Annotated in this window: 15 protein-coding genes and 1 tRNA gene; 15 read left to right on the top strand and 1 reads right to left on the bottom strand. The window is 63.9% G+C overall.

Annotated elements, in window-relative coordinates:
* Positions 1–44 precede the first annotated feature (44 nt).
* The 10 genes from BM269_RS20250 to BM269_RS20205 all read left to right on the top strand — a co-directional run bounded on the left by BM269_RS20250 (position 45) and on the right by BM269_RS20205 (position 13,539).
* Positions 45–4,202, top strand: a complete 4,158-nt coding sequence (locus BM269_RS20250) for a hybrid sensor histidine kinase/response regulator (protein WP_090441133.1) — start codon at positions 45–47, stop codon at positions 4,200–4,202.
* Positions 4,203–4,220: 18 nt separating this feature from the next.
* Complete coding sequence (locus tag BM269_RS20245; RefSeq protein ID WP_090441126.1) at positions 4,221–4,928, top strand: response regulator; 708 nt, start codon at positions 4,221–4,223, stop codon at positions 4,926–4,928.
* A gap of 88 nt (positions 4,929–5,016) precedes the next feature.
* Positions 5,017–6,660 carry an AMP-binding protein gene (locus BM269_RS20240; RefSeq protein WP_090441123.1) on the top strand — a complete coding sequence of 548 codons (1,644 nt, stop codon included), beginning with the start codon at positions 5,017–5,019 and terminating at the stop codon, positions 6,658–6,660.
* 8 nt (positions 6,661–6,668) lie between these two features.
* Complete coding sequence (locus tag BM269_RS20235; protein ID WP_090441120.1) at positions 6,669–9,047, top strand: bifunctional salicylyl-CoA 5-hydroxylase/oxidoreductase; 2,379 nt, start codon at positions 6,669–6,671, stop codon at positions 9,045–9,047.
* 3 nt (positions 9,048–9,050) lie between these two features.
* Positions 9,051–9,881 carry an SDR family NAD(P)-dependent oxidoreductase gene (locus tag BM269_RS20230; protein WP_090441116.1) on the top strand — a complete coding sequence of 277 codons (831 nt, stop codon included), beginning with the start codon at positions 9,051–9,053 and terminating at the stop codon, positions 9,879–9,881.
* A 13-nt stretch (positions 9,882–9,894) separates the two neighbouring features.
* Positions 9,895–10,380, top strand: a complete 486-nt coding sequence (locus BM269_RS20225) for a MarR family winged helix-turn-helix transcriptional regulator (protein ID WP_090441111.1) — start codon at positions 9,895–9,897, stop codon at positions 10,378–10,380.
* Entirely contained in the window at positions 10,377–11,231 is an 855-nt protein-coding gene (locus BM269_RS20220) for an enoyl-CoA hydratase family protein (protein ID WP_090441109.1), read from the top strand. Before BM269_RS20225 ends, BM269_RS20220 begins: the two co-directional genes overlap by 4 nt.
* Before the next feature lies 1 nt (position 11,232).
* Positions 11,233–12,393: an acyl-CoA dehydrogenase family protein gene (locus tag BM269_RS20215; RefSeq protein WP_090441107.1), complete on the top strand. Its 1,161-nt coding sequence runs from the start codon at positions 11,233–11,235 to the stop codon at positions 12,391–12,393.
* A gap of 9 nt (positions 12,394–12,402) precedes the next feature.
* Positions 12,403–12,795 carry a RidA family protein gene (locus BM269_RS20210; RefSeq protein ID WP_090441104.1) on the top strand — a complete coding sequence of 131 codons (393 nt, stop codon included), beginning with the start codon at positions 12,403–12,405 and terminating at the stop codon, positions 12,793–12,795.
* A 42-nt stretch (positions 12,796–12,837) separates the two neighbouring features.
* Complete coding sequence (locus BM269_RS20205; protein ID WP_090441102.1) at positions 12,838–13,539, top strand: PEP_CTERM-anchored TLD domain-containing protein; 702 nt, start codon at positions 12,838–12,840, stop codon at positions 13,537–13,539.
* Positions 13,540–13,548: 9 nt separating this feature from the next.
* Here BM269_RS20205 and BM269_RS20200 read toward each other — a convergent pair.
* Positions 13,549–13,623: transfer RNA gene (locus BM269_RS20200), tRNA-Arg, on the bottom strand.
* A 79-nt stretch (positions 13,624–13,702) separates the two neighbouring features.
* Here BM269_RS20200 and BM269_RS20195 point away from each other — a divergent pair.
* From BM269_RS20195 to BM269_RS20175, 5 genes are all read left to right on the top strand, one after another.
* Complete coding sequence (locus BM269_RS20195; RefSeq protein WP_090441099.1) at positions 13,703–15,613, top strand: ATP-binding cassette domain-containing protein; 1,911 nt, start codon at positions 13,703–13,705, stop codon at positions 15,611–15,613.
* A 128-nt stretch (positions 15,614–15,741) separates the two neighbouring features.
* Positions 15,742–16,485: a CAAX prenyl protease-related protein gene (locus BM269_RS20190; protein WP_229204719.1), complete on the top strand. Its 744-nt coding sequence runs from the start codon at positions 15,742–15,744 to the stop codon at positions 16,483–16,485.
* 23 nt (positions 16,486–16,508) lie between these two features.
* Entirely contained in the window at positions 16,509–17,696 is a 1,188-nt protein-coding gene (gene epsL, locus BM269_RS20185) for an XrtB/PEP-CTERM-associated polysaccharide biosynthesis outer membrane protein EpsL (protein WP_090441093.1), read from the top strand.
* A 15-nt stretch (positions 17,697–17,711) separates the two neighbouring features.
* A complete protein-coding gene (locus BM269_RS20180) occupies positions 17,712–19,094 on the top strand; it encodes an undecaprenyl-phosphate glucose phosphotransferase (protein WP_090441090.1) in 1,383 nt (460 codons plus the stop codon).
* A gap of 60 nt (positions 19,095–19,154) precedes the next feature.
* Positions 19,155–20,036 carry an EpsD family peptidyl-prolyl cis-trans isomerase gene (locus BM269_RS20175; RefSeq protein ID WP_229204718.1) on the top strand — a complete coding sequence of 294 codons (882 nt, stop codon included), beginning with the start codon at positions 19,155–19,157 and terminating at the stop codon, positions 20,034–20,036.
* Positions 20,037–20,048 lie beyond the last annotated feature (12 nt).

The following is a 20,048-nucleotide window of genomic DNA, read 5'->3' as shown; positions in this document are numbered from 1 at the left end:
CTTCTTCCCGATTATTGACCCCCGTGGCTGGAACTGTTCGTCGATTGATCCTGCGCCTGGCCGCCTTGGCCCTGGCTTGCACGCTTGCCCTCCCGGCGCTGGCGGCGCCGCCGCGCACCCTGCGTTTCGAGCAGCTGGACGTGGACGACGGCCTGGCCCAGGAATCGGTGTTGTCGATCGCGCAAGATCGCCAGGGCTTCATGTGGTTCGGCAGCCAGGCCGGCCTGAGCCGCTTCGACGGCTACAAGGTCACGGTCTACCGTAATGTCGTCGGCGACCAGCGCAGCCTGGCCGAGAACTGGGTCGGCGTGCTGCATCTCGATCCGCGCGGCCGCATGTGGGTCGGCACCGACGGTGGGCTCGACCTGTTCGACCCCAAGACGCAGGCATTCAGCCACTTCCTGCCGCGCGAGCCGGAAAAGCGCGGCAGCGGCAACCGCCATATCAAGGCCATCATCGACGACGGCCGCGATGGGCTGTGGATCGGCACCGCCGACGGCCTGCAGCACTTCGATCCGGCCACCGGCAAGTTCGTCATCCATCACCACGATCGCACCGACCCGGGCAGCCTTGGCCACGACCAGGTCAACGCGCTGGCGCGCGACAAGCAGGGCCGGTTGTGGATCGCCACCTCGGCCGGCGTCGACATGCTGGAAACCGGCTCGCGCAGTTTCACTCACTATCCGCTGAAGGCGGCGGGCGCGCGCGGCGCGCAATCCTTGCTGGTGGACCGCGACCAGGTGCTGTGGGTCGGCACCCAGCACGGCATCGAGCGCTGGACGCTGGATGGAAAACATCCGCAACGCCGGATGATGGGCGCGGCGGAAGGCCTGCCGCAAAGTACCGTCAAGCGCATCTACCAGGACCAGGACGGCACACTGTGGGTCGGCAGCCAGACCGGCGGCTTGTTCCGCTGGCGCCACTCGGACGATCGTTTCGTGCAGTACCGCCACCAGCAGGGCGACCCGCACAGCATCGCCGACAACTATGTGTTCTCGCTGTTCCGCGACAACGTGGGCACCTTGTGGGTCGGCACCTGGTACCGCGGCGTGAGCCGGGTCGACCTGGGCAGCGGCGGCTTTGCGCGCCTGGTCAAGGACCCCGGCCAGCCCTTCACGCTGACCGACAACAAGGTGCGCGGCTTGCTCGATGCCGGGGACGGCAAGGTCTGGGTCGGCAACAGCGATGGCCTGAATTACTACGATCCGGTGAGCGGCAAGACCGTGTTGTACCGCACCGGCACCGGCGGCGACGGCCTGGAATTCCAGGTCACGGCCTTGCTGCATGACCCGCGCGACCGCAATGTGCTGTGGGTCGGCAGCCGCAACGGTGTGCGCCGCTTCGACATCAAGGCGCGCCGCTTTGGCCCGCTGATGCTGTCGCACGGCGATCCTGAAAATGACGTGATCCGCTTCCTGTACGGCGACCGCGAAGGCATGGTGTGGGCTTCGGCCCGCAACGGCTTGCACCGCATCGACCCGTCCAGCAACGGCGTGCTGACCTTCCGCCACGACCCGGCCGACATCCACAGCCTGGCCGACAGCGTGGTGCGCCCGGTGCTGGAAGACCGGCGCGGCAACCTGTGGGTCGGCACCTTCAACGGCCTTGACCTGCTGGACCGCAAGACCGGCCGCTTCACGCACTACCGCAACAATCCGAACGACGCGGGCAGCTTGAGCCACAACGAGGTGCATTACCTGTTCGAGGACGACGACGGCATGCTGTGGATCGGCACGGCGGCGGGCCTGAACCGCATGGAGCGGCGCCCTGACGGCAGCGTGCACTTCCGCCGCTTCCTGCGCAAGGACGGCCTGGCCGACGATGCGATCGCGGGCATCCTGCCGGATCGCGGCAAGTACCTGTGGCTGTCCACCAATACCGGCATCTCGCGCCTGGACATGGGCAACGGCCAGGTGCGCAACTATTCCGGCGTGGACGGCACCATCGAGGGCGCGTACTTCGACGGTTCCGCCTTGCGCGCGGCCGACGGCACCCTGTACTTCGGCGGCTTTAACGGCATCACCGCCTTCGATCCGCAGGATGTGCGGGAAAACAGTTCGGCGCCGACAGCGGTGATCACCGACTTCCAGATCTTCAACAAGCCGGTGCGGCCAGGGCAGGGCGGTGCCAACAAGGGCGTGCTGCAGCAGGCCATCGAATACACCAGCTCCTTGTCGCTGCGCGAAGGCGATTCCGTCTTTTCGCTGGAATTCGCGGCGCTGCACTACGCCGCGCCGCAACGCAACCGCTTTGCCTACCAGTTGGTCGGCTTCGACAAGGACTGGGTGGTGACCGATGCCGGCAAGCGTTTCGCCACCTATACCAACCTCGATCCGGGCACGTATCAGTTCCGCGTCAAGGCCGCCAACAAGGACGGCATCTGGAACGACAACGCCGCCACCCTCGAAATCAACATCGCGCCGCCGTACTGGAAAACCTGGTGGTTCCGCCTGTGCATGCTGGTGGTGGCGATGGGCGGCGCCTGGGCCGCCTACCACATGCGCGTGCGCGTGCTGCGCAGCCAGCAACTGCAACTGGAAAAGCAGGTCAGCCTGCGCACTGCCGAAGTCGAGCTGAAAAACCAGCTCCTGCAAGAGCAGAAGCGCGAGCTGGAGCAGCGCGACAAGCACCTGTCGCTGGCCAAGCAGCGGGCGGAAGACGCCACCCGCCAGAAATCCGAATTCCTGGCCAATATGAGCCACGAAATGCGCACCCCGCTGGCCGGCGTGATCGGCATGCTGGGCTTCGCGCTGCGCGACAATGCGCTGGCCGAGCGCACGCGCGAACAGATCGAGCGCGGCCAGGGCAATGCGCAGTCGCTGCTGGGCATCATCAACGACCTGCTGGACTTCTCCAAGATCGAAGCGGGCAAGCTGCACATCGAATCGATCGATTTCGCCCTGGCCAGCATGGTGGAAAACGTGGTCAGCCTGTTCGCCGAGCACACCATGTCCAATATGGTGGGCTTCGAAGTCGATTTCGCGCCGGACCTGCCGGAGTTCGTGGTCGGCGACCCGACCCGCCTGCGCCAGGTGCTGGTCAACCTGGTCGGCAACGCCTTCAAGTTCACCGAGCGCGGCAAGGTGTCGCTGCGGGTGGAGCGCGAAGGCAGCGGACCGGACGGGCACCGTATCCGCTTCACGGTGGAAGATACCGGCATCGGCATCCCGCCGGACGCCTTGCCGCGCCTGTTCCAGAAGTTCGAGCAGGGCGATACCACCACCACCCGCCGCTACGGCGGCACCGGGCTTGGCCTGGCGATCAGCAGCCAGCTGGTGGAACTGATGGGCGGCTCGATCGACGTGGTCAGCGCGCCTGGCGCGGGCTCCAGCTTTGCCTTTACCGTTCCGCTGCGCGACGGCGTGGCGCCGCCGCTGGCACCGCACGTGGCGCGCGAGCCCCATACGCACCAGCTGCGCGTGCTGTGCGCGGAAGACTTCCCGACCAACCAGATCATCGTGCGCATGATGCTGGAGGACCTGGGACACAAGGTCGATATCGCCGGCAACGGCGTGCTGGCGCTGGCCGCCTGCGCCCAGCAGCGCTATGACCTGGTGCTGATGGACGGCCGCATGCCCGAGATGGACGGTTCCACCGCGACGCGCCTGATCCGCTCCGGCGGTCCGCGCGAAGCGCCGGTGCTCGATCCGCACCTGATGATCGTGGCCCTGACGGCCAACGCCAGCGACGAAGACCGCAGCCGCTACCTGGCCGCGGGCATGGACGATTTCCTGACCAAGCCGATCGACGAAGGTGCGCTGCACATGCAGCTTGAACGCGCCATCGAACGCCAGCTTGCGCGCGGCATCAAGCTGCCGCGCATGCGGGCGCGCACCGAGGAACGGCCCTCCGTAGCGGAGCTCGATGCCATGTTCGGCGTGTGCGACCTGCCGCCGCCGAAACCGATGCCGGGCCAGGCCGGGCAGGCGCTCAAGCTGCGCCTGCGCGACGCCTTCATTGCCGACCTGCCGGCGCGCCTGCGCGAGATGGACCAGGCGCTGGCCTCGGCCGATGCCGATGCGGCGGGCCGCCTGTTCCACGGCATGAAAGGCAGTGCCGCTTATCTGGACGAGGCCGAGCTGCATGCACTGTGCGGTGAACTGGAACGGGCTGCGGATCGCGCCATGTGGCCGGCGATCCGCGAAAAGCTGCCGCGCCTGCGCCTGCTGCTGGAACACGTCGTATCCCCAACGCGTCATTAAAATAAAAGCGGAGAGAACATGAAAGTATTGGTAGTCGACGACGACGTAGTCTCACGCATGGTGCTGATGCACCTGATCGATGGTTGCGGCAAATTCGAGATCGTCGAGGCGGAGGATGGCGCCGAGGCCTGGCAGCTGCTGGACGATGGACTGCGTCCCGGCATCGTCTTCTGCGACCTGCGCATGCCGCGCCTGTCGGGCATTGAACTGCTGCAGCGCGTGCGCGAGCATGGCGAGCTGGCGCAAGTGCCGTTCGTGCTGGTGTCGTCCGCCACCGACAAGGAAACGGTGCAACAGGCCACGCTGGCCGGTGCCACCGGCTACATCGTCAAGCCGTTCCAGTCGGAGCAGGTGCGCGCCCACCTCGGCGCTTTCCTCGACCAGGCGGCCAATGGCTACGAACACCGGGCGGAAGAACCGTCGGCCACCCTGGCGCGGCTGGGGATCGGCGCCGACCGCCTGCTGGTCTACCTGACCGGCTTCCAGAACCAATTGACCGCGGCCAGCAACGAGATCAACGCGCTGCTGGCCCACGACGAGCTCGCTGAAGTCCGGGTGCGGTTGGAGCGCCTGCTGACCGGCTGCACCACGCTGGGCCTGCACGGCGCCGCGGCAGCCCTCAAGCCCTTGCTGGAAGGCCATGTCAGCAACGAAGCGGTGCAGGCGGCGCTGACCGACGTGATCCGGGCGGTGCTGCAGCAATCGTCGCTGGTGCGCCAAAGCTGAAAAGCCGAGCCTTGCGGTAAATATATTTTAGGTTTAAAGTAGTCTGCACCGCAGGCTGTACTTTCAACCGAACCTTACCCAGGCGACCATGAACAGAACCACTGCTGCAGAACCGAGCGCGCATCTCGACCAGTTCGCGCGCCGGCACCTTCCACCGGCCGACCAATGGCCGGACCTGGTGTTCGACCTGCCCGAGTTGCAGTACCCGGCGCGCCTGAACTGCGTGGCCGACATCCTCGACCAGGCTGTTGCCGCGGGGCGCGGCGGGCGCGTGGCCCTGCACGGCGAGGGCATCAGCTGGACTTACGCCGAACTGCAGCAGCAGGTCGACCGCATCGTCAACGTCCTGCGCGGGCCAATGGCACTGGTGCCGGGCAACCGCGTGCTGCTGCGCGGCGCCAATCATCCGATGATGGCCGCCGCGGTACTGGCGGTGCTCAAGGCCGGCCTGATCGCCGTGCCCACCATGCCCCTGCTGCGCGCGCGCGAACTGGGCGTGATCATGCAAAAGGCGCAGGTGCAGGCGGTGTTGTGCGCCCACGCCCTGCGCGAAGAGATCGAAGTGGCGCCCGACCGCCCGCAGCGGACCCTGTGGTTCAATGTTCCGGCCGACGCCCAGGCCGGCCTTGCGCCGGAACGCTCGCTCGACGCGCTGATGGCCGCGCAGCCAGCCAGCGCCGCGGCATGCGACACGGCTGCCGACGACGTGTGCCTGATCAGCTTCACCTCCGGCACCACCGGCATCCCGAAAGGCACCATCCATTTCCATCGTGACGTGCTGGCCATCTGCGACTGCTTCCCGCGCCATATCCTCAAATCCGAAGCCGGCGACCTGTTCATCGGCACGCCGCCGCTGGCCTTTACCTTCGGCCTCGGCGGCCTGCTGCTGTTTCCCCTGCGCGTCGGCGCAGCGGCCGTGCTGCTGGAAAAGCTGACGCCGGAAACGCTGCTGCAGGCCATTGAAAAATACCGCGCCACCATCTGCTTCACCGCGCCGACCTTCTACCGCCAGATGGCGACGCTGGCCGGCAAGTACGACCTGTCCAGCCTTAAGCAATCCGTATCGGCGGGAGAAGCCTTGCCGGTTGCGACGCGGGACGCCTGGCAACAGGCCAGCGGCCTGCGCATGATTGACGGCATCGGCGCCACCGAAATGCTGCACATCTTCATTTCGGCATCGGGCGAGGAGATTCGTCCCGGCGCCACCGGCAAGCCGATCCCCGGCTACCGCGCTTGCGTGCTCGATAACAATGGCCAACCGGTGGGACCCGGCATCGTCGGCCGCCTGGCCGTGAAAGGACCGACCGGTTGCCGCTACCTGGACGATCCGCGCCAGCGCGACTATGTGCTGAACGGCTGGAACCTGACCGGCGACGCCTATGAAATGGATGCCGACGGCTACTTCTTCTACCGCTCGCGCACCGACGACATGATCATTTCCGCCGGCTACAACATCGCCGGCCCGGAAGTGGAGGACGCCTTGTTGCGCCATCCCGCTGTCGCCGAATGCGGCGTGGTCGGCAAGCCGGATGATGAACGCGGACAGGTCGTGGAAGCGCATGTGGTGCTGAAGCCGGGCTTTGAACCGTCGCCCGTGATGGCGGCGGAACTGCAGGACTTCGTCAAGGAACAGATCGCCCCGTACAAGTATCCGCGCTCGATCCGCTTCCTGTCGTCGCTGCCGCGCACCGAAACCGGCAAGCTGCAACGCTTCAAACTCCGTAGCACCTGAGGAATCGCATGAATATCGTTTGTATTGGGGGAGGCCCGGCCGGCCTGTATTTCGCCCTGCTGATGAAAAAGCAGGATCCGTCGCATCGCATCGTCGTGGTGGAACGCAACCGGCCTTACGATACCTTTGGCTGGGGCGTGGTGTTTTCCGACCAGACGTTGGGCAACCTGGTGGCGGCCGACGAAAAGACGGCGCGTGAGATCCTGCAGTCGTTCAATCATTGGGACGATATCGACGTATTTTTCAAGGGGCAGAAAGTCACCTCGGGCGGCCACGGTTTCTGCGGCATCGGCCGCAAGCGCCTGCTGAACATCCTGCAACAGCGCTGCGAGGAGCTGGGCGTGGAGCTGGTGTTCGAAACCGACGTACAGGACGACCAGGAGCTGGCGGCGCGCTACCAGGCCGACCTGGTGATTGCTTCGGACGGCCTGAATTCGCGCGTGCGCAACCGCTACCAAGCGACCTTCCAGCCGATGATCGAAGCGCGCCAGTGCCGCTTTGTGTGGCTGGGAACGACCAGGAAATTCAATGCCTTCACCTTCGACTTCCAGCAGACGGAGCACGGCTGGTTCCAGGCGCACATCTACCAGTACGACGGCGAGACCTCGACCTTCATTATCGAAACGCCGGAACCGGTGTGGCGCGCCGCGGGACTGGACGACATGTCGCAGGAGGAAACGCTGGCCTGGTGCGAGAAGCTGTTCGCCGATCGGCTGGAAGGGCATAAGCTGATGTCCAACGCGGCCCACCTGCGCGGTTCGAACGTGTGGATCAAGTTCCCGCGCATCGTGTGCCAACAGTGGCTGCACTGGAACGGCGACGTGCCGGTGGTCCTGATGGGCGACGCGGCGCACAGCGCGCACTTCTCGATCGGCTCCGGCACCAAGCTGGCGCTGGAAGACGCAATCGAGCTGGCGCGCTGCTTTGCCGCGCACGGGGATGCACCCGCCGCACTGGCCGCATACCAGGACGTGCGCGCTGTCGAAGTGCTGAAGATCCAGAGCGCGGCGCGCAATTCGATGGAATGGTTCGAGAACGTGCAGCGCTACACTGCAATGGAAGCGCCGCAGTTTGCGTACTCGATGCTGACTCGCAGCCAGCGCCTGTCGCATGAGAACCTGCGCGTGCGCGACAAGGAATACGTGGCCGGCTTTGAGCGCTGGCTGGCCGAACGCGCCTTCGCGCAAGCCGGCCTGGCCCAGCCAGCCGCGCCTGCGCGCCCGGTGCCGCCGATGTTCACGCCCTACAAGGTGCGTGACGTGGTCCTGAAAAACCGTATCGTCGTGTCCCCGATGGCGCAATACAGCGCGGTCGACGGCTGCGTAGGCGACTGGCACATGGCCCACCTTGGCGCGCGCGCCATGGGCGGCGCGGCGCTGGTGATGGCGGAAATGACCTGCGTCTCCGCCGACGCCCGCATCACGCCATTCTGCCCTGGCATGTATGCGCCCGCGCACACAATGGCCTGGAAGCGTATCGTCGACTTCATCCACCAAAGTACCGACGCCAAAATCGGCCTGCAGCTTGGCCACGCCGGCGCCAAGGGTTCGACCCGCGCCATGTGGGACGGCATCGACCTGCCGCTCGATCGAGGCAACTGGCCATTGGTGGCGGCTTCGCAGCAGCAATACCTGGCCGGAGTGTCGCAGGTTGCGCGCACCGCCAGCGCCGAAGACATGCGCCGTATCGAAGCCGATTTCGTGCGCGCAACGCTGGCGGCGCAGGAGGCCGGATTCGACTGGCTTGAGTTGCACTGCGCCCACGGCTACCTGCTGTCGTCATTCATCTCGCCACTGACGAATGAGCGCGGCGATGAATACGGCGGCTCGCTGGAGAATCGCTGCCGCTTCCCCTTGCGTGTGTTCGCGGCCATGCGCGCGGCATGGCCGGCGCATAAGCCGATGAGCGTGCGTATCTCAGCGCATGACTGGGTGGAAGGCGGAATTACACCGGATGATGCGGTACAGATTGCGCGCCTGTTCAAGCAGGCGGGGGCCGACATGATCGATTGTTCGTCGGGACAGGTCAGCAAGCTCGAAAAGCCGATTTTCGGCCGCATGTTCCAGACGCCGTTTGCCGACCGCGTGCGCAATGAGGCGGGGATTCCGACGATGGCGGTTGGCTCGATTTTCGAGGCGGACCATGCCAACGGCATCATCGCCGCCGGCCGCGCGGACCTATGCGCCGTGGGGCGCCCGCATCTGGCGAACCCTGCGTGGACGCTGGGCGAGGCGGCCAGGCTTGGCTACACGCCGGTGACCTGGCCGAAGCAGTACCTGGCAGGCAAGCAGCAGCTGGAGCGCAACCTGGAGCGTGAACGCCAACTGGCCGCCGCCAGCGCCGGCCTGACGCCGCAGCAGCTTGCGGCCAAATTGCTGGAGGGTTGAAGCATGGCGCTCACAGGCCAGCACGCATTTATCACGGGCGGCAGCCGCGGCATCGGCCTGGCATGCGCACGGGCATTGCTTGCGCAGGGCGCAAGCGTGACCATTGCCGGTCGCGATGCGGGCGCTCTCGAACGTGCCGCGGACGGCTTGCTGGCGCAAACCCTTCAAACCGGCAAGATGGTGTCCAACCCGCAGGGTCAGGCACCGGGCGTGCAAGCACCGCGGGTCGGCACCTGTGTGCTTGATGTCACGGACGAAGCGGCGGTCCACGCGGCCATCGCGGCGGCGGCGCAGCAACTGGGGCCGATCACTATCCTGCTGAACAATGCAGGGCAGGCGCAGCCCGCGCCGTTTGCCAAGACCTCCAGCCAGCATTGGCAGCAGATGCTTGACGTGAACCTGACGGGCGCCTTCCATTGCACGCAAGCGGCGTTGCCGCACATGCTGGAGCAGGGCTGGGGCCGGATCGTCAACATCGCCTCCACTGCCGGCCTGAAAGGCTACAAATACGTCAGTGCCTACGTCGCCGCCAAGCATGGCCTGGTCGGCCTGACGAAAGCGCTAGCGCTGGAGCTGGCGACCAGGAATATCACGGTCAACGCCGTCTGCCCCGGCTACACGGAAACCGACATCGTGCAAGACGCCATCGCCAACATCATGCGGAAAACCGGCCGCAGTGAAGAGCAAGCGCGCGCCGAGCTGGCGGCCGGCAATCCGCAACAGAAGCTGGTGCAGGTCGAGGAAGTTGCCAACGCCGTGGCCTGGCTCTGCCAGACCTCATCCAGCGCAATGACCGGCCAATCCATCGCCGTCGCCGGCGGTGAAGTCATGTAAGGAAACCGGAACGATGCAATTAGACCTGGAAAGCCGCCTGACCAACGATCACCACCAGTCGTTGAAACTGTGGCTGCGCATGCTCTCCTGCACCACCAAGATCGAAACCGAAATCCGCAGCCGCCTGCGCACCGAATTCGGCATCACGCTGCCGCGCTTCGACCTTATGGCGCAGCTGGAACGCCACCCGGAAGGCCTGCGCATGGGCGAACTCTCCAAGCGCATGATGGTCACCGGCGGCAACATCACCGGCATCACCGACCAGCTGGAACAGGAAAACCTGGTGGTGCGCGTGCCGGACCCGAAAGACGGCCGCGCCTTCAGCGTCAAGCTCACAGCGGCCGGCCGCAAAGCCTTTGCGCAGATGGCCGAAGTGCACGAAGGCTGGGTCGCCGAGCTGCTGCAAGAGATCTCGCAGGAAGACAAAGGACAGCTCATCGAACTGCTGTCGCAAATGAAGGGCCACCTGTACGCCCGCGAACAAAAGGACAAACCATGAAATACCTGCAAGGGGAAGCGCAACACCTGCCGGGCAACCGCGCACAACTGGCCGGCTACCAGGCCAGGCATTTCCAGTTCACGGTGGAGCAAGGCGTCGCCACGCTCACCCTGGACCGCCCGGAGCGCAAGAACCCGCTCACCTTCGACTCCTACGCCGAGCTGCGCGAACTGTTCCGCGCACTGGCGTATGCCGACGACGTCAAAGTCATCGTCATCACCGGCGCCGGCGAGAACTTCTGTTCGGGCGGCGACGTGCACGAAATTATCGGCCCGCTGACCAAGCTCGATATGCCGGGCCTGCTGGCTTTCACCCGCATGACCGGCGACGTGGTGAAAGCCCTGCGCGCCTGCCCGCAACCGGTGATCGCCGCCATCGACGGCGTTTGCGCCGGCGCCGGTTCCATGCTGGCACTTGGCTCCGACATCCGCCTCGGCACGGAGCGCAGCAAGACCGCCTTCCTGTTCACCCGCGTCGGCCTGGCCGGCTGCGACATGGGCGCCTGCGCCTTGCTGCCACGCGTTATCGGCCAGGGCCGTGCCGCCGAACTGCTGTACACCGGCCGCTCGATGTCCGGCACGGAAGGCGAACGTTGGGGCTTCTTCAACAGCCTGCATGCGCCGGAAAGCCTGCTCGCCGCGGCGCAAGCCTTGGCCCAGGGCCTGGCCAGCGGCCCGACCTTCGCGCACGGCATGACCAAGAAAATGCTGCAGCAGGAATGGAATATGGGCGTCGACGAAGCCATCGAGGCCGAAGCGCAGGCGCAAGCCATCTGCATGGCCACCAACGACTTCCATCGCGCCTACCACGCCTTCGTGGCGAAACAGAAACCAGTCTTTGAGGGCGATTGAGATGGCCGATAAATCCTACCTGGAATGGCCTTTCTTCGAACAGCGCCACGCCGCGCTGGAGCGCGAACTGGACGCGTGGGCGGCCGGCCACGTGCGCGACGCCCACGGCAGCGACACCGATGCGCAATGCCGCGAACTGGTACGCGCGCTGGGCGACGCGGGCTGGCTGCGCCACGCCATCGGCGGCACCGCATACGGCGGCGCGCTCGACGCCATCGACACCCGCGCGATCTGCCTGATCCGCGAAACCCTGGCCCGCCACAATGGCTTGGCCGATTTCGCCTTCGCCATGCAGGGCCTGGGCTCCGGCGCCATCAGCCTGTTCGGTAGCGACACCAACAAGCAAGCCTACCTGCCGCGCGTCGCCAAAGGCGAAGCAATCGCCGCCTTCGCGTTGTCGGAGCCGCAAGCCGGCTCCGACGTCGCTGCCATGCAATGCGCGGCCGTGCAGGATGGCGACCATTACGTGCTCGATGGCGAAAAGACCTGGATCTCCAACGGCGGCATCGCCGACTTCTACGTGGTCTTTGCGCGCACCGGCGAGCAGCCCGGCGCACGCGGGATCAGCGCCTTCATCGTCGACAAGGACACGCCGGGCTTCGGCATCGCAGAACGCATCAACGTGATCGCGCCGCACCCGCTGGCCCGCCTGAAATTCACCAACTGCCGCATCCCCGCCAGCCAACGCCTGGGCGAAGCAGGGCAGGGCTTCAAGGTCGCGATGGCCACGCTGGACGTATTCCGCACCTCGGTCGCCGCCGCCTCGCTGGGCTTCGCCCGCCGTGCACTGGACGAAGCACTGGCGCACGCGCAAAGCCGCAAGATGTTCGGCCAGGCCCTGGCCGACTTCCAGCTCACGCAGGCCAAGCTGGCGCAGATGGCGACCGGGGTGGATGCTTCCGCGCTGTTGACTTACCGCGCCGCCTGGCAGCGCGACCAGGGCCGGAAGGTCACGAAGGAAGCCGCGATGGCCAAGATGACCGCCACCGAAACCGCGCAGCAGGTGATCGATGCCGCCGTGCAGATGTTCGGCGGCATGGGCGTGGTCAGCGAACACCCGGTGGAGCGCCTGTACCGCGAAATCCGCGCGCTGCGGATTTATGAAGGCGCCACCGAAGTACAACAATTGATCATCGCGCGGGAATTGCTGCGCGAAGGCTGAGGAGTCACTATGCAAGTATTACAACCGCCGGGCTGGGCGCGACCACGCGGCTATTCCAACGGCATCGCGGCCACCGGCCGCATGGTCTTTGTCAGCGGCATGATCGGCTGGGATGCGAATTGCGAATTTCAAACTGACGATTTCGCCGGACAAGTACGCCAAGCGATTGAAAACATCCTGACCGTGCTGAAGGAAGCCGGCGGTGCTCCGGAACACATTGCCCGCATGACCTGGTACGTGGTCGACAAACATGAATACATGGGTGCCTACCAAGAGATTGGCGCCATCTACCGCGAGCTGATCGGCAAGCACTATCCAGCCATGACGGCCGTCGAGGTTGCCGGCTTGCTGGAACCGCGCGCAAGGGTAGAGATCGAAGTCACGGCAGTCGTGCCCGCGTAGTTTTAATGAAGTGATATAGTCCGGCCGTGGAGGTGCAATGCCATGGCTAAACTTCTCGTGCGCCTGATGGGCGCTTTCTTTCTGCTAGTGCTATCGACAGCGCAAGCTGCAACGCCGTTGTTGACGGATGCGGACATCGCCCAGCTATCGACCTGGCTGGGTAACGGCCCGATCAGGCTGGAGCGCCTGTATAAAAAGCGCGACGGCCAAACCGCCGCGGATTTCCACGCGGCAGTGGACGGCAACGGCCGTACATTCACGGTGATGGAAGCCACCAATGAGCTTGGGCAAATGTTCAAGGTGGGCGGCTACAACCCGCAAAGCTGGGATTCGTCCGGCAAGTTCCACATCACGACCGAAGATGAAAAGCGCACCGGCTTCCTGTTCAACCTGACGTCGCGCCAGATGCATCGCCAGACGCCGCGCACGTACGCGCTCGACACGGTCGGTTCGTTCCAGACCTGGAACGATGCCAAGACCGGACCGGTATTCGGCGCCGGCCACGACTTGTATGTGCCGTGGGACCTGACCCATGGCGGCTACTCGACCATGTATTCCTACATCGATCCGGAGCGCAGCAACTTTGATTCCAGCCTGCTCGATGGGCGCGACTACAAATCGCCCAACGTCACCTACGGCGATATGGAAGTGTGGCGGATATTCGCCGTGCCGGAAGCGGAGACGTGGATGATGCTGCTGTCAGGATTGTGCGTGATCGCATTCATGCGGCGTGGCCGACGGTGAGGGCGCTGTTGGTCCCCCCGACTGGAATCGAACCAGTATCCCACGCTTAGGAGGCATGTGCACTATCCATTGTGCTACGGGGAGGACGCAAAGCGAGCGCAATTATAGCTGACAGCCCGGCAACAGGTAAAATGCGCGTTTTCCCGTCAAGATTTGCATTCCAATGGCTGTCATTTCATTAACATCTGCACAACTGGCTTTTGGCCACCACGCCCTGCTGGACCACGCTGAATTTTCCCTGGAGACCGGGGAGCGGGTCGGCCTGATCGGGCGCAACGGCACCGGTAAATCCTCGCTGCTGAAGATTATTGCCGGCTTCCAGAAGCTGGATGATGGCCTGCTGGTCATGCAGCAGGGCCTGAAAGTCGTCTATGTCGAGCAGGAGCCGCAGTTTCAAGCCGGCCAGAGCGTGTACGACGCGGTGGCATCCGGCCTTGGCGAACTGCCGGCGCTGCTGAAAGAATACGATGAGCTCACCGGCAAGTTCGGCCAGGGCGACGACGATGCGCTGATGGAGCGCATGCACGACATCCAGGTCAAGCTCGATGCAGGCGACGCCTGGAACCTGAAGAACAAAGTGGAAACCGTACTGGGCCGCCTGAACCTGGATGGCGCGGTGTTGATCGAAACCCTTTCCGGCGGCACCAAGAAGCGCGCGGCGTTGGCACGCGCCCTGGTCGGCGCCCCGGACGTGCTGTTGCTGGACGAACCGACCAACCACCTGGACTTCAATTCCATCACCTGGCTGGAAGCCCTGCTGCGCGATTTCAAGGGCAGCATCCTGTTCATTACCCACGACCGCTCCTTCCTGGACAATGTGGCGACGCGCATCATCGAACTCGATCGTGGCATCCTGATGTCCTATCCGGGCAATTTCACCACCTACCAGGTGCGCAAGGCGGAACAACTGGCCATCGAAGAAATCGAAAACGCCAAGTTCGACAAGGTACTGGCGGCCGAAGAGGTATGGATCCGCAAAGGCGTGCAGGCACGCCGCACCCGTGATGAAGGCCGCGTGCGCCGGCTGGAGCGTTTGCGCGAGCAGCGCGCTGCTCGCCGCGACCAGCAGGGCCAGGTTCGCCTGGAGGTCGGCACCGGCGAGCGTTCCGGCAAGATCGTGGCGGAGCTGGAAAATGTGAGCAAGGCCTACGGCGCCAAGACCATCGTCAAGGACTTCAGCTCGATCATCATGCGCGGCGATAAGTTCGGTTTGATCGGCCCTAATGGCGCGGGCAAGACCACGCTGCTGAAACTGGTCCTCGGCGAAGAGTCGGCCGACAGCGGCACCATCAAGCAAGGCACCAAGCTGCAGGTGGCGTACTTCGACCAGATGCGCGCCCAGTTGAACGATAACGCCACCCTGGCCGACACCATCGCGCCGGGCTCGGACTGGGTCGAGATCAATGGCCAGCGCAAGCACGTGATGAGCTACCTGGGCGACTTCCTGTTCGAACCGCAACGCGCGCGTTCGCTGGTCAGCTCCCTCTCCGGCGGCGAGCGCAACCGCCTGCTGCTGGCGCGCCTGTTCGCCAAGCCAGCCAACGTGCTGGTGCTGGACGAACCGACCAACGACCTCGACATCGATACCCTGGAACTGCTGGAAGAATTGCTGGAGGATTACGCCGGCACCGTCTTCCTCGTCAGCCACGACCGTACCTTCCTCGATAACGTGGTGACCCAGGTGATCGTTGCCGAAGGCGAGGGCAGGTGGAAAGAGTATGTGGGCGGCTACAGCGACTGGGAGCGCGTGCGCGATGCCGCCGCGGCACAGGCGTCGAAGAAGACCGATGTGAAGCAGGCCACCGCTGCTGCGCCAGCCGCCCCAGCGCCGGCGCAGGCAAAAGGGAAAAAACTCAGCTACAAAGAGCAGCGCGAACTCGAAGAACTGCCGCAACTTATTGCCAAGCTGGAAGATGAGCAGACTGCGCTGAACCTCGCGCTATCCGATCCGGACTTCTACAAGAAGACGCCGGCGGAAGCAAAGCGCCTCAACGAGCGCGTTGCGCAAATCGAGGAAGAGTTGCTGGCGGCGCTGGAACGTTGGGAAGCGATCGAATCCCGTAACAACGTTTGATGTAACGCAATCCACTCTTTGCACTTTCTCACTTTCGTGCGCTTGCGCACGATTGCCCGCTGTAATATCTGACAACCTTAATGCCGAGGCAGTCCTGCTTCGGCATTTCCAACGGGAAGGCAGATATCGTGACTTTACAGCAGCCACCTAAGCGCATTTCCCAACAGCCGCAGGCGAGAGCGGCTGCCGCGCCTGTGCTCGCACTGCGCGCCAACCACAGCGCCGCCTTGCCGCGCGTGCTGCCGTTTGCCACCTTCATTGTTTTCATCATCTTCGCCGACGTGCTTGAACGTTTCGGTGCGCACGCGAACACCATGCGCTGGCTGTATCCCGCCAAGATTGCGTTGGTGCTGGCCATGCTGCTGGCGTGGCGCAAGCACTACCGGGAGTTACGCACGCTGCCTGCACGGCGCGATGCATTGCTTGCCGTCGGCGTTGGCGCCGGGGTGTTCGCGCTGTGGCTTGCACTCGATGCGAGCTGGATGCAGATCGGCACGCCGCGTGGCTTCGACGCTGCGGGCAGCGATGGCCGCATCGACTGGCCGCTGGTTGCTGTACGGGCTTTCGGGGCGGCGCTGGTGGTGCCTTTGATGGAGGAACTGTTCTGGCGTTCCTTTTTGTTGCGTTGGCTTGAGCGGCGTGACTTCCTGTCACAGCGGCCGGCGCGCGTTGGCCTGCGTGCCGCCGCGATTTCAGTTCTTCTGTTCGGTATCGAACATAACCTGTGGCTAGCCGGCATCGTCGCGGGTATCGCCTACACCTTGTTGTACATGCGCAGCGAGACGCTGTGGACGCCCATCCTGGGACATGCCGTGACGAACGGCTTGTTGGCTGCCTGGATCATGGTGACCGGTAGCTGGACCTATTGGTAGTGTTAACAAAGGCTAATAATAAAATGCGCATCCTGCCAACTCCATTGGCGCTGGCTGCCGCACTGGCGTGCTGTCCTGCGCAGGCGGATATCAGCGAAACCTTCAAGCCCTTTATCAGTGTGGGCCAGTCGTATGACGATAACCTGCTGCGCCTGCCGGACAACTCACAGGAGGGCATCCAGCGCTCGGACCGTGCCACGCAAGCGATTGCCGGCATCGCGCTGGATCGTCCTGTCGGGCGCCAGAAGATTACCGGGCAAGCGAAAGTCTCGCGCGTGACTTTCGATCATTACGACCAACTCGATTACAACGGCAAGGATTTCAGCCTGGACTGGGCCTGGGTGATCGGCAACCACTTCGACGGCAATATCGGTGGCAGCTACCAGCAGGTGCTGACGCCATTCAACGACTTCCACTCGGAACAGCGCAACCTGCGCACGCAGCGCCGCCAATATGCCAACGGCGGCTGGCGCATGCATCCCAGCTGGCGCATCTATACCGGCTTCCAGCGCGATCGCTTCGACTACGAGCTGGAGGCGCAAAGCTTGAACAACCGTCAGGAAGACCGCAGCGAAGTCGGCATCGATTACCACGCAACGAGCGGCAGCAGGGTGGGCTTGGTGGCGCGCCACATCAAGGGTAGCTTCCTGAACCCGCGCCGGATCGGCGCCACCTTCCTCGACCAGAACTATACGCAGGATGAACTGAAAGCCAATATCAACTGGCTCTACAGTGATATCACGCAACTGCAATTGCTGGCCGGCTATGCCAAGCGCAAGCACGATACCTTCGCCGAACGCGATACCAGCGGTCTGAACGGCCGCGCCACACTGAACTGGCGGCCGCGCAGCAAGCTGCGCTTCACTGCCGACGCATGGCGCGAGTTCGCCGCAGTGGAAAGCATCGTGGTGAATAACAGCGTCAACAAGGGCGCCAGCCTGAACGCCACCTGGGATATGTCGGCCAAGGTGCAGGCGAATGCCGGCGTCAAGCGCGAGAAGCGGAAATTCGAGCGCATGCCTTACGTCACCTTCAATGGTGACCCGAGCGATACCACGCGCAGCACCAATATCGGCGTGGTCTACCAGCCCTGGCGCAAGGTGCAGCTGAGCGTGACCGGCTTCAAGGACCGCCGTACCGGCACGCCCTTGATCGGCACCGGCAGCTACAAGGCCAAGGGCGTTTCATTCATGGCGACAGTGCAATTCTGATGGCAAGGAGCGACGATGACGGTAAACGATATTCCCTTGGTCTCCTTTTTCCAGCGTGTGCTCGATCCGCTGATCATCATGGGGATGCTGTACGCCACATCGATGGTGTATGGGGAACCGTTTACCGGATATTCGCTGGTGCTGATGGTACTGGCCTTCTTCATTTCGTCGGCGGTGTACCAGCACGTTGATCCTTACCGCACCTGGCGCAGCGGCCGCATCACCGCCTATGCCCGCGATATCTTCATGGGCTGGATCGTCACCGCGGTGATCCTGGTCTTCCTGGGCAATGTCAGCGGCCTGGCTTACCATTACGATGAAGCGGTGGTGTTCAGCTGGTTCCTTGCCACGCCGTTTGCACTGCTCATGAGCCACCTGGCGGCGCGCCATGTCGGCACCGATCCGGCCAAGGAGAGCGAGGTGCGCTCGGTGGTCATCGTCGGCGCCAACGAGGTGGGCACCAAGTTCGCCGGCACCGTGGAGCGCATGCCCAACCTGTTCCTCAGCGTGCGCGGCTTCTTCGACGACCGCACCGCCGATCGCCGCAAATCCGGCCTGTCGCATCCCGTGCTGGGCAATATGGGCGACGTGGCCGGTTTCGTGCGCGACCACCATATCAAGATGATCTTCATCAGCCAGCCGATCTCGGCCCAGCCGCGCATCCGCAAGCTGCTCGATGAGTTGCAGGACACCACGGCCTCGGTCTATTTCCTGCCCGATATTTATGTGTTCGACCTGATGCAGGCGCGCTTCGATAGCGTGGGCGGCATGCCGGTGGTGGCAATTTGCGAGACGCCCTTTGTCGGCTTCGATGGCATCGTCAAGCGTGCCAGCGACGTGCTGATCGGCAGCGCGATCCTGATGGCGCTGGCGCCGTTGATGCTGGTGATTGCGCTGGCTGTGTGGATCAGCTCGCCGGGCCCGGTGATCTTCCGCCAGCGCCGCTATGGCCTGTATGGCGAGGAAATCATCGTCTACAAGTTCCGCTCGATGCGCGTGACCGAAGACGGGCCGGTGGTGCGCCAGGCCACCGCCCACGATGCGCGCATTACGAAGATCGGCGCCTTCCTGCGCCGGACCTCGCTGGATGAACTGCCGCAGTTCATCAATGTGTTGCAAGGATCAATGAGCATTGTCGGGCCGCGCCCGCATGCCGTTGCCCACAACGAACAATACCGCAAGCTCATCAAGGGCTATATGTTGCGCCATAAGGTCAAGCCGGGCATTACCGGCTGGGCCCAGGTCAACGGCCTGCGTGGTGAAACGGAGACCCTGGAGAAGATGGAAGCGCGTATCCGCTATGACCTGGACTACCTGCGCCACTGGTCGCTGTGGCTCGACCTGTGGATTATCTTGCGGACAGTCAAGGTGGTGTTGAAGCGGCAAAACGCGTACTGAATCAATCGTGCGCGCTCGTCGCGCTATTAGAATGAGTTGCAACAGTCGAGGGAGGATATTTTGAAGCACATCAACCCGAATATGGCTTGCGCCGGCATGCTGGTGATTCTGGTTTCCGCCTGCAGCAGCAAGGTGGAACAGAAGCCGGGCCAGGCTTTGGCCAACGTCAACGGTGAGGAAATCACCGTGCTGCAGTTGAACGACGAACTGTCGCGCAGCAACGCGCCAGCCACGCAACAGGAAGCCGCACGCAAGCAGGCGCTGGAGGCGTTGATCGATCGCCAGTTGCTGATCGGCGAAGCAGCCAAAGAGAAAGTCGACCGCGACCCGCGCGTGGTGCAGGCGATCGAAAGGGCGCGCTCGGTGATCCTGGCGCAAGCCTATATGCAGAAACGCATCGGCACGCCTGCCAAGCCGAGCGCGGCGGAGGTGGAAGCCTATTACAGCCAGAACCCGCAATTCTTCGCACAGCGCAAGCATTTCGATATGCGCGAAATCATCTTGCCGACCCGTGAGGTGAACGATGAATTGAAGGCGGTGATGGACAAGACCCGTTCGCTCGACGAGGTGGCGGCCTGGCTTGACCAGCACAAGGTCAAATACCAGAAAGCGCAGTTGAGCCGCAGCGGCTCGGAACTGCCGCCGGAATTGTCGGCCAAGCTGCTGGCCCTGGCGAAAGGCCAGCTCTTCATCGTGCGCGAGGGCGAACGCAGCATGCTGGTCACCATTGCCGATATCCGCTCCTCGCCGGTGGAACTGGATGCGGCGCGGCCACAGATCGAGCAATACCTGGTCGCCAAGAAGGGCAAGGAATCGGCGGAGGAGGAAGTCAAGCGCCTGCGCGCCAGCGCCAAGATCGCCTATATCAACCAGCCCTCGCCGGTGGCGGACGCGGGGGCTCCGGCCACCGCCCTGGAACGCGGCGTGGCCGGACTCAAATAAAACCTGGATCGA

It is taken from the genome of Duganella sp. CF458 (assembly GCF_900113115.1).
GTDB lineage: Bacteria > Pseudomonadota > Gammaproteobacteria > Burkholderiales > Burkholderiaceae_D > Rugamonas.
This window is presented reverse-complemented; position numbering and strand designations above follow the sequence as displayed.

Bases quoted from the DNA above. Each gene is read 5' to 3' on its own strand.
- BM269_RS20245 (WP_090441126.1), top strand. From the start codon at position 4,221: ATGAAAGTATTGGTAGTCGACGACGACGTAGTCTCACGCATGGTGCTG.
- BM269_RS20240 (WP_090441123.1), top strand. From the start codon at position 5,017: ATGAACAGAACCACTGCTGCAGAACCGAGCGCGCATCTCGACCAGTTC.
- BM269_RS20235 (WP_090441120.1), top strand. From the start codon at position 6,669: ATGAATATCGTTTGTATTGGGGGAGGCCCGGCCGGCCTGTATTTCGCC.
- BM269_RS20230 (WP_090441116.1), top strand. From the start codon at position 9,051: ATGGCGCTCACAGGCCAGCACGCATTTATCACGGGCGGCAGCCGCGGC.
- BM269_RS20225 (WP_090441111.1), top strand. From the start codon at position 9,895: ATGCAATTAGACCTGGAAAGCCGCCTGACCAACGATCACCACCAGTCG.
- BM269_RS20220 (WP_090441109.1), top strand. From the start codon at position 10,377: ATGAAATACCTGCAAGGGGAAGCGCAACACCTGCCGGGCAACCGCGCA.
- BM269_RS20215 (WP_090441107.1), top strand. From the start codon at position 11,233: ATGGCCGATAAATCCTACCTGGAATGGCCTTTCTTCGAACAGCGCCAC.
- BM269_RS20210 (WP_090441104.1), top strand. From the start codon at position 12,403: ATGCAAGTATTACAACCGCCGGGCTGGGCGCGACCACGCGGCTATTCC.
- BM269_RS20205 (WP_090441102.1), top strand. From the start codon at position 12,838: ATGGCTAAACTTCTCGTGCGCCTGATGGGCGCTTTCTTTCTGCTAGTG.
- BM269_RS20195 (WP_090441099.1), top strand. From the start codon at position 13,703: ATGGCTGTCATTTCATTAACATCTGCACAACTGGCTTTTGGCCACCAC.
- epsL (WP_090441093.1), top strand. From the start codon at position 16,509: ATGCGCATCCTGCCAACTCCATTGGCGCTGGCTGCCGCACTGGCGTGC.
- BM269_RS20180 (WP_090441090.1), top strand. From the start codon at position 17,712: ATGACGGTAAACGATATTCCCTTGGTCTCCTTTTTCCAGCGTGTGCTC.